Source organism: Streptomyces sp. RK9, assembly GCF_045070545.1.
GTDB classification, from domain to species: Bacteria; Actinomycetota; Actinomycetes; order Streptomycetales; family Streptomycetaceae; genus Streptomyces; species Streptomyces alboflavus.
This window is the reverse complement of the sequence record NZ_CP173704.1, coordinates 2,049,319-2,063,802: the sequence shown is the minus strand read 5'-3', so window position 1 is coordinate 2,063,802 and position 14,484 is coordinate 2,049,319. Positions and strand designations below refer to the sequence as shown.

The 14,484-nt window shown below is 69.2% G+C and carries 14 protein-coding genes and 1 pseudogene; 8 read left to right on the top strand and 7 right to left on the bottom strand.

Going from position 1 to position 14,484, the window contains the following annotated elements:
- The first annotated feature begins 146 nt into the window (after positions 1-146).
- Positions 147-1,145 (top strand): helix-turn-helix transcriptional regulator, encoded by a 999-nt coding sequence (locus tag AB6L24_RS29540; RefSeq protein WP_405660245.1) that lies wholly within the window; start codon positions 147-149, stop codon positions 1,143-1,145.
- Positions 1,146-1,349: 204 nt separating this feature from the next.
- A complete protein-coding gene (locus AB6L24_RS29535) occupies positions 1,350-3,326 on the top strand; it encodes a serine/threonine-protein kinase (RefSeq protein WP_405660242.1) in 1,977 nt (658 codons plus the stop codon).
- Between the two features lie 76 nt (positions 3,327-3,402).
- Here AB6L24_RS29535 and AB6L24_RS29530 read toward each other — a convergent pair whose 3' ends face one another.
- A complete protein-coding gene (locus tag AB6L24_RS29530; protein ID WP_405660239.1) occupies positions 3,403-3,828 on the bottom strand; it encodes an ATP-binding protein in 426 nt (141 codons plus the stop codon).
- A gap of 138 nt (positions 3,829-3,966) precedes the next feature.
- Between AB6L24_RS29530 and AB6L24_RS29525 the strand changes: the two genes are divergently transcribed.
- Genes AB6L24_RS29525 through AB6L24_RS29515 form a run of 3 tightly spaced genes read left to right on the top strand, consistent with a single transcriptional unit; the run spans position 3,967 to position 5,794 of the window.
- Entirely contained in the window at positions 3,967-4,803 is an 837-nt protein-coding gene (locus AB6L24_RS29525) for a helix-turn-helix domain-containing protein (RefSeq protein WP_405663409.1), read from the top strand.
- Entirely contained in the window at positions 4,800-5,027 is a 228-nt protein-coding gene (locus tag AB6L24_RS29520) for a DUF397 domain-containing protein (protein WP_405660236.1), read from the top strand. Before AB6L24_RS29525 ends, AB6L24_RS29520 begins: the two co-directional genes overlap by 4 nt.
- Positions 5,024-5,794 (top strand): MBL fold metallo-hydrolase, encoded by a 771-nt coding sequence (locus AB6L24_RS29515; protein ID WP_405660233.1) that lies wholly within the window; start codon positions 5,024-5,026, stop codon positions 5,792-5,794. The genes AB6L24_RS29520 and AB6L24_RS29515 overlap by 4 nt, the downstream gene beginning before the upstream one ends.
- Positions 5,795-5,929: 135 nt before the next feature.
- On the opposite strand, the gene AB6L24_RS29510 is transcribed toward AB6L24_RS29515, so the two are convergent.
- The 4 genes from AB6L24_RS29510 to AB6L24_RS29495 all read right to left on the bottom strand — a co-directional run bounded on the left by AB6L24_RS29510 (position 5,930) and on the right by AB6L24_RS29495 (position 9,158).
- On the bottom strand, positions 5,930-6,697 hold the full coding sequence (locus AB6L24_RS29510; RefSeq protein WP_405660230.1) for an ABC transporter ATP-binding protein: 768 nt from the start codon (positions 6,695-6,697) through the stop codon (positions 5,930-5,932).
- 14 nt (positions 6,698-6,711) lie between these two features.
- Positions 6,712-7,296 carry a hypothetical protein gene (locus tag AB6L24_RS29505; RefSeq protein WP_405660227.1) on the bottom strand — a complete coding sequence of 195 codons (585 nt, stop codon included), beginning with the start codon at positions 7,294-7,296 and terminating at the stop codon, positions 6,712-6,714.
- Complete coding sequence (locus AB6L24_RS29500) at positions 7,293-8,561, bottom strand: hypothetical protein (RefSeq protein WP_405660225.1); 1,269 nt, start codon at positions 8,559-8,561, stop codon at positions 7,293-7,295. The genes AB6L24_RS29505 and AB6L24_RS29500 overlap by 4 nt, the downstream gene beginning before the upstream one ends.
- Positions 8,562-8,702: 141 nt before the next feature.
- Positions 8,703-9,158: a hypothetical protein gene (locus tag AB6L24_RS29495; RefSeq protein ID WP_405660222.1), complete on the bottom strand. Its 456-nt coding sequence runs from the start codon at positions 9,156-9,158 to the stop codon at positions 8,703-8,705.
- 975 nt (positions 9,159-10,133) lie between these two features.
- Here AB6L24_RS29495 and AB6L24_RS29490 point away from each other — a divergent pair.
- Together AB6L24_RS29490 and tgmC are read left to right on the top strand one after the other, a co-directional pair.
- Positions 10,134-10,480: pseudogene (locus AB6L24_RS29490) on the top strand (ATP-grasp ribosomal peptide maturase); the annotation flags it as partial.
- Positions 10,477-11,622: an ATP-grasp peptide maturase system methyltransferase gene (gene tgmC, locus AB6L24_RS29485; RefSeq protein WP_405660220.1), complete on the top strand. Its 1,146-nt coding sequence runs from the start codon at positions 10,477-10,479 to the stop codon at positions 11,620-11,622. The pseudogene AB6L24_RS29490 and the gene tgmC, both read left to right, overlap by 4 nt.
- Positions 11,623-11,652: 30 nt before the next feature.
- Here tgmC and AB6L24_RS29480 read toward each other — a convergent pair whose 3' ends face one another.
- Both AB6L24_RS29480 and AB6L24_RS29475 read right to left on the bottom strand, forming a co-directional pair.
- Entirely contained in the window at positions 11,653-12,447 is a 795-nt protein-coding gene (locus AB6L24_RS29480) for an SDR family oxidoreductase (RefSeq protein ID WP_405660218.1), read from the bottom strand.
- A gap of 133 nt (positions 12,448-12,580) precedes the next feature.
- Positions 12,581-13,345 carry an alpha/beta fold hydrolase gene (locus AB6L24_RS29475; protein ID WP_405660216.1) on the bottom strand — a complete coding sequence of 255 codons (765 nt, stop codon included), beginning with the start codon at positions 13,343-13,345 and terminating at the stop codon, positions 12,581-12,583.
- 211 nt (positions 13,346-13,556) lie between these two features.
- Between AB6L24_RS29475 and AB6L24_RS29470 the strand changes: the two genes are divergently transcribed.
- The gene (locus AB6L24_RS29470; RefSeq protein WP_405660214.1) at positions 13,557-14,462 is read left to right on the top strand and encodes a hypothetical protein; all 906 of its coding nucleotides are present in this window, start codon (positions 13,557-13,559) and stop codon (positions 14,460-14,462) included.
- Positions 14,463-14,484: the final 22 nt, after the last annotated feature.

Sequence of the window (14,484 nt, the reverse complement as noted above, 5' to 3'; positions counted from 1 at the left end):
GCTCCATTCGACGCGTACGACTCGTTCGATGCGTACGACTCGTTCGTTGTCCGAAGTCGTGCTGATGAGCCTGCCAACCTAATGACGACACCCTTGGTCACGTATTCCGACGCGTGATCGGACACGTGATCCGTTAGGGTCCCCGCATGCGCGCCGACCGGCTGGTTTCCCTGGTGCTGCTGCTGCGCCAGCGCGGCCGCCTGTCCGCCGCGACGCTGGCCCGCGAGCTGGAGGTGTCGACGCGCACCGTCCTGCGGGACATCGAGGCGCTGTCGGCGGCGGGCGTCCCCGTCTACGCCGAGCGCGGCCGGCACGGCGGCTTCGCGCTCCTTCCCGGGTTCCAGACGGAGCTGACCGGGCTGAACCACGACGAGGCGCTCGCCCTCCTCGTCGCCGGTTCGCGGCGCGGCGCGCAGGTCTTCGGCCTCGGCTCGGCGCTGGCCGCCGCCATGCTCAAGGTCGTCGACGCGCTGCCCGAGAGCCAGCGCGACACGGCCGCCGACGTGGCCGAGCGCCTGCTCGTCGACCCGGAGACCGACCTCCTCTCGCGCCGCGTGACCGCCGACGAGATCCCCGACGCCGTCCTGGCCCCGATCCGCCGCGCGGTGCTCTCCGGGCACAAGCTGCGCATCCGTTACGCGGCCACGGACCAGCCGCCCCGCCTGCGCACCGTGGACCCGATCGGCCTGGTCACCGTCCGCGACCAGGGCTATCTCCTGGCCACGAGGTCCGGCGAGGACCGCACCTACCGGCTGTCCCGGATCCGCGCCGCCGAGGAGCTGTCCGAGCCCGCCGAGCGGGCCGACCGCGTGGACCTGGAGCGCGCCTGGCAGGAGCGCGGCACACGCTTCCGCACGGGTGGCGACGACCAGGTCACCGTCCTCGTAGGGCTGGCCCCGGGGCTCCGGGAGACGCTGGTCGGCACGGCGCTCGCCGTCCACTCCGAGGAGGCCGACGCGGACGGGTGGCTGCGGCTCGAAGTGACCTTCCAGGACGCGCGGCACGCCGAGTGGGCCCTGTGGCAGCTCGGCACGGGCGCGGAGGCGCTGGCTCCGGCGTGGTTGCGGGCCTCCCTGCGCGAGCGTGCCGCAGCCGTCGCCGCCCGCTACGGAACCGACGACGAGTACGGCATCAGCCCTCCGTGACCTGCGCGTTCACGTGGCGCGATCGTCGGTGACTCCTTCACTCATCGCACCGTCGGGCCCACTGGGCCGGGCAAGGAGGGCTCCGGCGCCGCCGCCCTCACCCCGGCCCGCTGCTCCTCTCGAGCGGCAACGGACCACCGCCCCGCCACACGCGCGTGGGGTACTTTGACCTTCGATCAGGTGCGGTGGACGGCGGGGGACAGCATGAAGGCACTTGGCCATGGCGATCCAGCACGCATAGGGGCGTACCGGCTCCTGGGTCTGCTCGGCGAGGGCGGCATGGGCCGTGTGTACATGGGGCGTTCGGAGGGCGGGCGCACGGTCGCGCTCAAGGTCGTGCAGAGCGAGATCGCCCAAGTCCCCGACTTCCGGAGGCGGTTCGCGCGCGAAGTGGATGCCGCGCGGCGTGTGGCCGGGCCGTGGACCGCCGCGGTTCTCGACGCCGACGTCGAAGCGGCCGTGCCTTGGGTGGCCACTCAGTACATCCCGGGCCCGGATCTGCATACCGCCGTCGCCCAGGACTTCGCCCCGCTCCCCGAGCGTTCCGTACGCTTCCTCGCCAACCGCCTCGCCCTCGCGCTCCAGGCGGTGCACGGCGGCGGATTGATCCACCGTGATCTCAAACCGTCGAACATCCTGATCACGGTCGACGGGCCGCGTGTCATCGACTTCGGGATCGCGCGGGCCCTGGACGGCCTGGACACGATGGCTGCGGAATCGGCGTTGACCCGCACCGGACTGGTCATCGGCTCACCCGGGTTCATGTCCCCCGAGCAGGCCCGCGGACGCGAACTCACCCCGGCCAGCGATGTGTTCTGTCTCGGCTCTGTCCTCGTGTACGCGGCCACGGGGCGTCAGCCGTTCGGCGCGGGTGGGAACGGCGGGGTCGCCGCCCAGCTGTTCAGTGTGGCGGAGGACGAGCCGGACCTGAGCGGAGTGCCGTCCTCACTGGTGGATCTGGTGCGGGACTGTCTGGCCAAGGACCCGCAGCAGCGCCCCACACCCGGCCAGATCGCCGAGCGCACCGAGGACGGGTCGACCGAGCCCTGGCTGCCCGGTGAGATGCTCGCTCAACTGGCCCGCCGTACCGCCGAACTGCTGGACTACGACCCGGAGCCGGCTTCGGCCTCCTCCTCATCGCAAGACCACCCGGCCACGGTTCGCACCCCCGGGTTGCCGTCGCCCCCCTTCCCGACCATGCCCGCGCGGCCCCCCGCGGCCCCGCTTCCCTCAGCAGCCCCTGCACGGCGCCGCCGTACGGCCGTCGTGGCAGGGGCAGCCGCCGTGGCGATCGCCACCGTCGGCGGGCTGGTCGCGCTTGCCCCGTGGGAGGGCGACAACAGCGGCGGTGGCGGAAAAGCCGGAAAGGGGAATTCAGGCGGTCTCACCATGGCCACCGTCCCGGGCAAGTTCACGGGGACATGGGAGGGTCAGCTCGCCAAGAACGGCTCGATGAAGAGCGCTCGCGTCGTACGCGTCGAGATCCAGCCCGGCGACGACAAGATCTATGTGGAGACCGTCGACTCCGAGCGGTTCTGCGTCGTGGAGTCCGCCCCTGTCAAGGTGAAGAAGGAGTTCTACGACCGGCTGGTACTCGGCACACCGAAGCTCCGGACCGGCGCACCCGCATCGGAGAAGAACGCGTGCGCGGGGCAGCGGGTCGGCAGCCTCGTCGCGGAGAGCAGCGAGCCGACCACCCTCAAGTGGGAGTTCGGCGACCAGGCGGTCACGCTGTTCAAGAAGCCGAAGAGCGCCGTCCAGCAGCAGGTGCCGACAAAGTTCACGGGCCACTGGAAACTCAGAAGAGACGACGGCGGCTTCTCGCGAGACCGGCAGCTCCAGCTCCAGACGGTCACCATCGATCCGGGAAACGTGCGCCTCACCAGCAAGGTCTCGGTCTACGTCAAGGCCGGCAAGCCCGGGAAGGCCACCTCGTGCTACTACCAAGGCGGCGTGTTCTCGATATCGGGCGAGAAGAAGGACATCCTCTTCACCACGAACCTGGAGCCGGGGCCGTCCTCGGACGACTCCGCCGACTCCGCCGACTCCGCCTGTCCCGCCTCCCTGCCTGCCCAGACGTACATGCCGGGGGTGGAGGAGAAGCACCTGTGGATGATCACCATGGGTTCCGAAGGAGTCGCCGCCACCGGTTCCTACGGTCTTGAGCGCGCCAACCCCTGACCCCGACCGCGAGATGTCCGCGCCGGACCGGGTGATCTCCACGACAGGCGGCCCCGACAACCGGTGGCGGCCGATCTCAGACGTCCAGCTCCGCCCACACCGTCTTCAGCGGCTCCGGTCCCAGCTCCACACCCCACCGGTCCGCCAGCGCCGCCACGATCAACAACCCTCGGCCCGACTCGTCCTCCGCGTCCGGCTCCCGTACGACCGGCAACCGGTCACCGCGCGTGTCCGACACCTCGATCCGCAGCACGCCGCACTCCGTCGCCGTCAGCTCGATCCTGAAGTCCCGCGCGGGCACGCGCCCGTACACCGCCGCGTTCGTCGCCAGCTCCGCGAGGATGTGCGCCGCCGCCTCGAACGGGAGTCCCCATGCTTGCAGTTGCTCTGTCCCGAGCAGCCTTGCCCTGCGGGCGCCGCGCCACGTGGCGGGCAGCTGAGCGCGGAAGCGGTGCACTGGCCGTGCGGCGGAACGCACGGTTCGGGTGATTTCTGAGTTCACGTGACTCAGCGTGGCGGCCGACACCTAGCCTGAACAGTGACGATTCCTGTACGTCCGGTGGCTGTACGAGGGTGTCCCCACCCGTACCGAACGTACCCGTGACCCCACCGGGAGGTGGCCTTGGACGACAACGAGGGCATGGACGAGGTCGGTTGGGAGGTCGACTCCGACGACGAGTCGAGCGTGGTCGCTGAGATCATCGGGCGCCAGATCAAGTTCTGGCGGGAGGCTGCCGGGCTGCGGGTGGTGCAGTTCGGGGAGTTGATGGGGTACGGGGAGAACCTGATCCACAAGGTGGAGCGGGGGGCGCGGATTCCCAGGCCGGAGTTCCTGGACCGGGCGGACGAGGTCCTGAACGCGGGCGGTCACATCAAGGCGATGAAGCCCGACGCGGAGAAGGTCCGATACCCGAAGAAGGTGCGGGACCTGGCGAAGCTTGAGGCCCAGGCTCTGGAGCTGTGCACGTACAACAACTCGGTGATCCATGGGCTGTTGCAGACGGAGGAGTACGCACAGGCCGAGGTCCGGAATCGGCAACCGCCCTTCCCGGAGGAGGAAGTGGAGCGGCGTGTGGCTGGCCGCATGTCCCGGCAGAAGATCGTGGACAGCACATCGGGGCTGCCTGTTTTCAGCTTTGTGCAGTGCGAGTCGACGTTGCGACGGTCCAACGGGGGAACAATGGTGATGCGCGGACAGCTCGAACACCTGTTGGAGGTAGGGCAGTTGCGGAACGTGACCATTCAGGTCCTACCGTTGGACCGCGAGGAGAACGCCGGGCTCGGCGGGCCGCTCACCCTGTTCAAACTCAAGAGCGGGACCACGTTCGGACACCTTGAAGTCCAGCTCATCAGCCGAGTCATCTCGGACCCGCGCGAGCTCCAAATCCTCGAAATGCGCCATGGCATGATCCGGGCACAGGCTCTCGGCCCCCGGGAGTCACTGGACTTCATCGAGAAAGTGCGGGGAAAGACATGACGCTGGAGTGGTTCAAGAGCAGCTACAGCACGGATGACGGTCCGGCCTGCGTCGAAGTGGCCTGGCGCAAGAGCAGCCACAGCACCGCCGACGGGCCGGAGTGCGTCGAGGTTGCCGCCACCCCCACCACCATCCTCATCCGAGACTCCAAGAACCCCGACGGCCCCCGCCTCACCCTCACGCCCGCCGCCTGGGCGGAGTTCATACACGGCGCCGCGAAGTGAGACCCGAGCTTCTTCACCTGACGGTTCTGGGCAGCGCGACGCCTCATCCGAGCGTGGACAATCCGTGCTCCGGCTATCTGGTGTCGAGCGGCGGCACCCGCATCTGGGTGGATGCGGGCAGTGGGACGCTCGGCCCGCTCCAGCGTCATGTGCGGCTGGATGAGCTCGGTGCGATCTGGATCTCGCATCTGCACGCCGATCACAGCGCGGACCTGCTCACCGCGTACTACGGCGCCCTGTACGCGGACGTCCGCCTCGCAGCGCCGATCCCTCTCTACGGTCCGCCTGGAATCGCCGACCGGCTGGCCGGCTTTCTCACCAACACTTCGGCTCGCAGCCCGATCGAAGCCGCTTTCGCAGTCACCGAGTTGCACGACGGGCATCAGGCGGCCGTTGGCTCGCTCCGACTGACCAGCCGGGCGGTGTCGCACGGCATTCCGGCCTTCGCCGTGCGCATCGAGACGGCAGGCAAGTCGCTGGTGTACTCCGGGGACACGGCACCGTGCCCGAGTCTCACGGAGCTGGCCGAGGGATGCGACGTACTGCTGTGCGAAGCCGAGAGCGAAGAGGCACCAGTCGAGGGCGAACAGGTGCACCACACACCCGAGGACACCGGCGACACAGCCGGCTCGGCCGGGGCGGGCCGACTGATCGTCACACACGTCGGCCGCGCTCTCACGCCGCAGCAAGCGGTGGCGCGTGCCTCGGCGCGGTTCGACGGTCCCGTCGACTACGCCGCCCCAGGTGCCACCTTCTCCATCGGCTAGGTCGCCCGGTTGCGGCGGCAGATGAGACGCGCGCCCGCCCCGCCCGGGCCGGGGGGGGAGGACCGAGGTGATGGCGCACGAGTTTCCGGTGTGCACGCTGTCAGGCCCGGCACCGGAGCCGCTGCGCACGAGGCCTCAATCAGTGCCGAGGGTGTGTTGTGTCACCGTGGAAGGCTGGGCGGCGACGTTGGTGTAGGCGGTCTCGGCCCTGCGTCCCTGTGAGGTGTCATTCGGCGCGTGGGCGAGGAAGTCACTGGTGCTGCCGGTGAACATGATGCGCCCATCGGTGAGCACCGTGACGTGTGTGGCCTCTTCGGCGAGGTCGCCGACGTCGTGCGTGGACATCAGCACCCGGACGTCCGCGGTGGCCAGGGTGAGGATCAGATCGCGGAAGACCCGGCGTTGGGTGGGGTCCATTCCGGCGGTGGGCTCGTCCAGCAGGAGCACGGTGGCGTCGTGGACGAGGGCGGAGGCGACGCCGACGCGGCGGAGCTGGCCGCCGGAGAGCTGCTTGGTCTTCACATCCTCGCGGTCGGCGAGTTCGACGCGGGTGAGGGCTGTGTGGGCGGCGGTCCAGGCGTCGGTGCGGTTCATGCCCTTGAGCCAGCCGGAGTAGGCGACTTGCTCACGGGCGGTGAGGCCGGTCATGGCGGTGATGGCCTGCGGCATCCACGCGACGCGCTGCCGGTACTCACGGGTGTGTGAGGCAAGACGTCCCAGGCTCACGCGGCCCGCTGTGGGACGGGTGACTCCGGCGGCCAGTTTGAGCAGAGTCGATTTCCCGGCGCCGTTGGGGCCCAGGAGGACGGTGAAGCCGTCCGGGACGGTGTAGGTCAGCTGACTGAGGACCGTCGGCTTCTTGCGCCCGTAGGCGAAGGTGCACTCTTGAAGCTGGATCGGCATGGCGGAGAGTTCCCTTACGTACGGGGCCGGTGGCGGGCATGCGCGGCCAGCCCAGCGGCGAAGGTGACGAGTGCGGCGGTGAAGGCCCATGGATCCGTCGATGGCTGAGGCAGAACCGTCCAGGGATAGGGATGGTGGAAGCGGTCGAACCCGATGAGGACGACCATGAAGATCCAGCCGACCGGGACCGCCACCGCGCCCTGGGGAGCGACGGTATGGACCAGGAGCATCAGGCCGGTCAGGAACAAGGTGTTGCGACCGGTCGACCAGGCGTCGTCGCTGCCGGAGGCCTGACCGGCCGCACAGCCCACCACGGTGGCGAAGGCGCCGGTAGCCAGGACAAGAAGAGTGTCGTAGCGGAAAACTGGCCGCCACGCGGCCGCCTCACCTTCCTCCAGGCGAGAGGTGAGACTCAGGAGCAGGCCTGACGTGACCGGCACCGGGGCGAGCAGCATGACCAGGAAGTCGTTGGAGCCTCCGACCAGCAGCGAGGGGAACTCCACCGCGACACCGTTGAACCCGGCGACAACGGCGGCGAAAACCGCCAGGCACGGCACCAGTACGGTCCAGACTCGCCGGGCTTTGAACCACCAGATCACGGGCGGGTGTCCTTACCCGCGTTCTTGCACGACTTGACCAATTCCCGCTTGTACCAAGCGGCTTGCCCTTCCGGAGTCAGAGTGCGCGCCTTGGAGACACGGCGCTTTATCACAGCCATCACATCGTCCGGATTCTGGAACTGCTGCAGCTCCTGCCGCTGCCAGGCCAGGTAGCGCTTGTCCGCGTCAGCCACCGTGGCCGCCCACAACGTGGCCGAACGCGAGTTGACCTGATCGACGCGCGAACAGGGAAACCGGATGGATTTCAGCACGACACTGAGGCGTACCGTCTCGGGGTGAGCCGCCTTTGACATGGGCAGCCACCACTCGCGGTCTGTGGAGCCCTGGCTGGATCGGCCGGCCGCCAGAGTGTCGTTGACCGTGTCCGGCATGGTTGCCGCGACCCCGGCGTCCTGCAGTGCTTTGACGGTGCCCGTGACGTCCCGCCGAAGGCCCACTACGTCGGCTTGGACAGCCTTCGGTACGCAGACCCGCGGATGGCTGCCCGTACAGTCCAGCGGTGCGTTGTTCGCCGAGAGCGGGCTGACGGCTCCCCAGGAGTGGACGTGGGCGATACATGCCGCCATGACGGCCAGGGCCGCACCGCACGCCGTGCCGCGCAGCGCGACGCGAGCTCTTCTGGCCGCCAACGGGACCCATGCCAGGGCGCCGAGAGCGGCGAGGGAGCCGGCGAACAGCAGGTGCGGCCACAAGCTGGTGAGAGGGACGAGTTCGCCGAACAGAAGCCCTTCGGTGTACTGACCGGAGATGTGTCGCGGCCACAATCGCCCACCGTCGGACGCCGACCAGCCGACGAGATAGAGCACCGCCGCGCCCAGCAGCGGGGCGGAGATCGCCCGGTGCACCCACTGGCCCACAGCAAAGCCGATCGTGTTGTGCGCACAGACCAGGAACAGACCCATGCCCAGAAGGGGGAGCGCGTTCAGCGTGGGCCACGTCTCTGCCTCCACCAGAGCCATGACGACGGGCAGCAGAAGCATCACCCAACCGACCAGCACGCCAGGCAACAGGGCTTCGGCTGCGACGCGGTACCGCGACCTGGCCGGGGCCAGTAGCCACACCTGGTCCTTCTTGAGCCGCCCTGCCTCCCAGGCTCCCAGCGCGGCAGCGACGGCGTAAGCGAACCAGTAGTAGGCGTCCAGCGCCCGGGCCACGACGGAGGGCGCCCATCGCGGGCCGTCCAGCAGGTCGGTGTAACCGGGGTCCTCATGCATGTTCTTGAAGTACAGAAGGACGATGGCCAAGCACACGGGTGCCAGCCACAGGGCACCGCTGGTACGCCATCGGGCGAGAGGTCTCACGAATCCAGCTCCGGAAGGTGAACGGGCCACGCCACCCCCACACGAGGGGTGGCGTGGCGATGACGCGTGCTCAGTGGACGGCGATCAGTCGGCCTTGGAGGTGTCCACGTACACCTTTCTCACGTCCAGCTGGATGTACGGGCTGTCGTCGAACCCGCCGATCTCCTTGATCTGGAAGAAGTGATTGCCGTTGGACAGGTTGCTCCACTGGCCATTGCTCGTCTTGTTGTCGCCCTTGAAGCAGTTCGTGTACTTCTTCAGCCCCCAGGACCTGTCCGGCTGCCCCGAGATGTCGTGCCGCAGATCGACGAGCGTTGAATAGTGGCGGCCTCCCGGGCTGCCCGTACCGGCCCAGCAGCCGGTGAACAGCACCTGCGAGTACGACTCGTCCTTCCATCTGCGCGACTGGAAGCCTGCCTTGGCCCCACCGATGTGGCTGTTGAAGTTGGCCGCCTCGATCGGGGCCGCCGACGGGTCGTCCACCGGAAGCGACGCCGCCTCCTCGGCAGGCGTTGCCGGGGCCGTGTCGTTCTCGTCCACGACGGGCGCGGACGGAGTGGTGCTGTCGGTCGGCAGCTCTTCAGCGGATACAGCCTGGGCGCCCCCCACCAGAGATGCCGCAACTACCGCTGCGAGAACACCACTGCGGGCCTTGCCTGTGTACCTACGCATGAATCCTCCCCATTGCTGGACTCTATTCGAACGCCAAGGAGAGCGGCCGAGACCGCAGATGAGGAGGCGCGCACTCCTCAAACCGACGACACCTGACGCCGGGCGAGCCCCTCTCACTTGGCAGACACGTCCGATGACCGCGCGAGGTCCTGCGTGGTGCGATGAGTACTCGCGACCCCCTTGGACCTCGCGCCGCCCATTCAGTTCACATATGCCATTGGTATGAACCTGCGAACGCGAACGCAACCGTAGGCATGCGTGATCTAGCCAGAACAGCACCTATCGCTTGAGTGGCCGGGAGGTGCTCATTGGCCGGAAGCTCGCCCGCTCGCCAGAGATGTGACTACTTCGTGGTCGCGTGTGCCCTACTTGTGAAAGTGGAAGGGGAGTTGGGTGCTCCGGTGCAACAGCGAATGGCCTGTTCTGCCCCCTGCGGCAACGAATCACAGACCGTGAGACGCGTCATAGCCCAAGGTCAGCACGCCAACTCAGCAGTCAGTCCGGCAAACGCACCGTTTGCGCTCGCCCTCTCAGCGAGCAGGTTCTGTTCGGTCAGCTTGGCTGCGGCTGGATCGGTCCCGCCCCGGTGAGCCTCGTCAGCTGTTGACGGTGGGGTGTACTCCACAGCGACCCTGGTCCTCCACACCCCACCGGTCCGCGAGCGCCGCCACGGTCAACAACCCCCGGCCCGACTCGTCCTCCGCATCCGGCTCCCGTACGACCGGCAGCTGGTCACCGCGCGTGTCCGACACCTCGATCCGCAGGAACCTCCTCCGCCGCCGTCAGCTCGGCGAGGATGTGTGCCGCCGCCTCGAAGCTGTACCGCGACGCCGACGGCATCTCCTGTTCCAGCAGCGTGTCGACAGGTCACCGACATGCGAGTGACCGTCATCGGCGACCACGTGTTCACCGTACGCATCGACTCCGGCCTGCTCGACTGGCGCACCGACTACGGCCGACTCACCTACGCCCCCGCCCAGCCACCGGCCGGCGTCACCGCCGCGATGTACCGCTACCTGAACCGCTTCGGGTTGGTCTTCGGGTGTTTCGACTTCGCCGTCGACCGCGCGGGGCAATGGTGGTTCCTGGAATGCAACCCCTCCGGGCAGTGGGCGTGGCTGGAGCCGGAGACCGGTCTGCCGATGGTCGCGGCCATGGCTGATCTACTGGAGAGGAACACCACGGCATGACCGACACCGACAAGGCCCTTCGGCTGGCCCTCGCCGAACAGCTCGCCGAGGGCGGGCACTTGCGCACCGCGCCGTGGCGGGACGCGGTCGAGGCCGTGGCGCGGCACGAGTTCCTGCGCGGCGGCTTCTTCGAGCGCGTCGACGCGGCCGGGCCGACCGCGTGGCGGTCGCTCCTGCCGGATGATCCTCGTTGGCTTGCCGCCTGCTACCAGGACGAATCCCTGGTGACCCAGATCGCCGGGACCGTCGTCCCCGCCGACATCCGGGGGGAGATCCTGCGCGCACCCACGTCGTCGAGCACGATGCCCGGCCTCGTCGTGCGGATGCTCGAAGACCTCCATGTCGCGGACGGACACCGGGTGTTGGAGATCGGGACCGGCACCGGCTACTCGACGGCGCTGCTGTGCCACCGGCTCGGTGAGGACCTGGTGACCTCCGTGGAGGTCGACGAGGGCGTCGCCGCGCGGGCCCGGGCCGCCATCGGACGGGCCGGATACGTCCCCGACCTGGTGGTCGGCGACGGCTTGGCCGGTCATGGGGACGGCGCCCCGTACGACCGCGTGATCGCCACCTGCGGCCTGACGACCGTGCCCTACGCGTGGGTGGAGCAGACCCGGCCCGGCGGGACGATCCTCGCCACCGTGGGCGGATGGCTGTACTCCTCCGACCTCGCCCGCCTCACCGTCCGCGACGACGGCACCGCCCACGGCCCCTTCCTCGGGGGACACATCTCGTTCATGCTCGCCCGCCCCCAACTCCCCCCGCAGCTCGGCCTGCTCCCGGACCTGGACGCCGGGGACGAGAGGGCCACCGGCCTGGGGGCGGCCGACGCGCTGGACGACTGGACCACACGGTTCGTCGCACAGCTCGCTGTCCGGGGCGCTCAGCGCATCACCCTGGACCGCGACGGGCGCACCGAACACGTCCTCCTGGACGTCCGTACGGCCGCGTGGGCGGCGCTGTCCCTCGACGGTGCCGCCTGGACCGTCCGGCAGGGCGGACCGACGCGCCTGTGGGACGCGGTGGAGGAGCACGTGGCGCGCTGGCGGTCCGACGGCGCGCCCGGGCTCGAACACTTCGAGATCACCGTCACCCCCGAGGGGCAGGCCGTCACCTGGCCCGGCGGCCGGGGTCTGTTGTGAAAGTGCGGGTCACAACCACTCGTTGTCGGCCTACGCGGTGGTGGCGATGCCGCCGTCGACGGGGATCACGGCGCCTGTCAGATAGGCGCCTGCCCGGCCGGCGAGGAACACGGCGACACCCGCCATGTCGTCGTCGCGGCCGATCCGGCGCAGGGGGGCCGACGCCGCGATCTCCTCGCCGAACTCGTCGAGGGTCGCAGCCATCATCGTCGACGGGAACGGTCCCGGCGCCACGGCGTTCACGGTGACGTGCTGCGGTCCCAGTTCCCTGGCGAGCACTCTGGTGAGCTGATGCAGTGCGGCCTTGCTGCTGGAGTACGAGTAGTTGGGCCGATGGGGGATGTGGATGGCGGCGATGCTGCCGATGTTGATGATCCGCGCGGGATCGTCGGCCGTGCCCGCCTTGCGAAGTGCGGCGAGCAGCGCCTGGACCAGCCAGAACGGCGACTTCAGGTTGAGGTCGACGACCGTGTCCCAGGCCGCGTCGGGGAACGTCTCCAGTGGCTCGTCCCACATGGCGCCCGCGTTGTTGACGAGGATGTCGAGGCGCTCCGAGTCGGCGGTGACGAGGTCGGACAGGCGCCGGCACTCGTCGTGGCGGGACAGGTCGGCGGGGATGGCCCGCACCTCACCGAAACGGGACAGCTGTTCCTGCGCCTGAGCACACGCTTCCGCATTGCGTGAGCTGATGACCACGTGGGCGCCCGCCTGGAGCAGGCCACGCGCGATCATCATTCCGATGCCTCGGGTGCCACCGGTGACGAGCGCGCGCTTTCCACTCAGATCGAAGAGTTCTGCATGCGTTGCGAATTGGTTGTCCACCACTTGCCGCCTTGCCAGTTGGTCGTGCGCGATGACGCGCCGCCGCGTCGGGTGTTCGGTTCAGCTGCCTCGACGCTATGACCGTGGAGCGCACTTCAAGCAAGCGGATCGCGAGGCGGACGGCCGCCAGGAACCCTCAGCGGGGCCCGGCCAGAAACGCGGCGGCCTCGGCGGCGAACTGCTCCGGAGCGTCGTGATGGACCACGTGACCGGCGGCCAGCTCGACCAGACGTGCCCGACCGGCACGGCGGGTGACCATCTCCCTGGCGTGCTCGCCCGCCAACTCCTCGCTGCGTGTGCCACGGATCAGCAGGGTGGGGCACGACACCGCCGTCCAGTCCTCCCAGTGATCACCGTTGAGCGCCTTCTGGGACAGCACGGTGTCATCGACGCCGAACGAGAAGCCCCAACCCTGGCCCGCCTGCCGGAAGGAGCACTCCAGGTAGGGCGCCACCGCCCCCAGAGCCTCGACCAGCGCCTCGCGCGACGGCGCGGGAGCAGGAAGGCGCGTGGTGAACGACCAGTCGCAATCGACGACCGCGCCGATGTCCTCCACGATCAGCGAGCTGACCTTGCCCGGATGCCGGGCGGCGAACTGGTAGGCGTTCACGCCACCCAGGGAATGCCCCAGCAACGGCACGGGGCCGACTCCCAGATGCCGGTGGAAGGCGACGAGATCGGCTACGTAGTCGTCCCGCTCGTAGCCGGGGGCACCGTCGGACTCCCCATGACCGCGCTGATCGAGCGCGACCACCCGCCACCGCGGCGCCAGCACCTCCGCGAGCCCCCCGAACGCCGACGCTTCGTTGTAGTGCCCATGCAGAGCCAGTAGCGGCCTCCCCGGACCACCGAAGTCCAGATACGACAGCTTCCGCCCACCCGCCTCGAAGAACTCACGCATGTCGCGGAGCTTAGGGGGCGGCAGTGACAACTCATTGCTGAGCAGAGGCCGATGCACAGGCCGTCCGCGAAGTGACGTTCCGTACACGTGAGTTGATGTACCGTAACCACAGCTAAACGGCCCCCGTGCTGGCTGCAACCAGCGGCGAGGGCCTTCACTTCCAGTGCCTGCTATCGGAGCACCGAAAATGCATCGCCATGTTATCGCCCCCGTGCGTTTCTTCTCTCAGACGCCGAACGAGATCATTCGTCATCCTCGGCTCGACTCGGACGCGGTCCGGCTTCTGACCTGGCAGCTCTCCCTCCCCGAAGGGGCGGACGAACCCCTCTCCGACACCGCGCGCAGCGCACGCATCGGGCGGACCGGGTTCAAGACGGCCAAGGCGCAACTGAAGGCCGAGGGCTACCTCCACGAGTGGCGCGAGCAGCGCGAGCGGGGGCGCTGGGCCACCTACCAGCTCCTCTCGAACGTACCGCTGGACGCGGAGCAGGCCGCCGCCTTACGGGACTCCGCTCCGAGTGACCGGTTTCCGGCGGTCGGCCAGCCGACCGACCGGGCCGTCGGTCGTCATCCAGACGCGACACCCCCGGAGAACACCCCCCAACCTCCCCCGCCGGCCGCTGACTTGCCGCAGGCCGACCTGATCGTGCGGGGCCTTCCCGACCTGGACCCGCGCCTGCGCGTGCCGCGCGGCATGCTGGCCCAGCTCACCGAACTTGCGGGGCAGTGGCTGGCGCTGGGCCACCGGCCAGAAGACGTACGGGACGAGATCCGGCGGGGCCTCCCCGGCAGGCATCAGGTGATCCACAAGCCGGGCGGCCTGGTCCGGTCCCTGCTCAGGGACCCCGCACCGCCGCGTCCGGCGCAGCCGCAGGTCGCCGCGCTGCGGGAGTGCGCGGGGCCGCACGGGAGGCCGACGCTGTTCCGGCCCGTCGCCGGGGAGGACCGGTGCGGGGAGTGCCGCAGGGACCGGGCCGAGGCGGGCCGGACGGAATCCGGGTCCGGGCGGGCCAGGGCAGGCGACGGGGCCGACTGGGCCGGGGCGGGCGCTGCGGCTCGGGGCGCACCGGGCGTGCGGGCGGCGCTGCGGGCGGGGCGCTCGGCGGTCACCCCATGACGTAACACCCCCAGCTCACCCA

Coding starts and splice junctions, on each gene's coding strand:
- AB6L24_RS29510 (WP_405660230.1), bottom strand. CDS start 6,697: ATGCCGATCCAGCTTCAAGAGTGCACCTTCGCCTACGGGCGCAAGAAG.
- AB6L24_RS29475 (WP_405660216.1), bottom strand. CDS start 13,345: ATGCGTGAGTTCTTCGAGGCGGGTGGGCGGAAGCTGTCGTATCTGGAC.
- AB6L24_RS29525 (WP_405663409.1), top strand. CDS start 3,967: ATGGACGAGGTCGGTTGGGAGGTCGACTCCGACGACGAGTCGAGCGTG.
- AB6L24_RS29535 (WP_405660242.1), top strand. CDS start 1,350: ATGAAGGCACTTGGCCATGGCGATCCAGCACGCATAGGGGCGTACCGG.
- tgmC (WP_405660220.1), top strand. CDS start 10,477: ATGACCGACACCGACAAGGCCCTTCGGCTGGCCCTCGCCGAACAGCTC.
- AB6L24_RS29540 (WP_405660245.1), top strand. CDS start 147: ATGCGCGCCGACCGGCTGGTTTCCCTGGTGCTGCTGCTGCGCCAGCGC.
- AB6L24_RS29520 (WP_405660236.1), top strand. CDS start 4,800: ATGACGCTGGAGTGGTTCAAGAGCAGCTACAGCACGGATGACGGTCCG.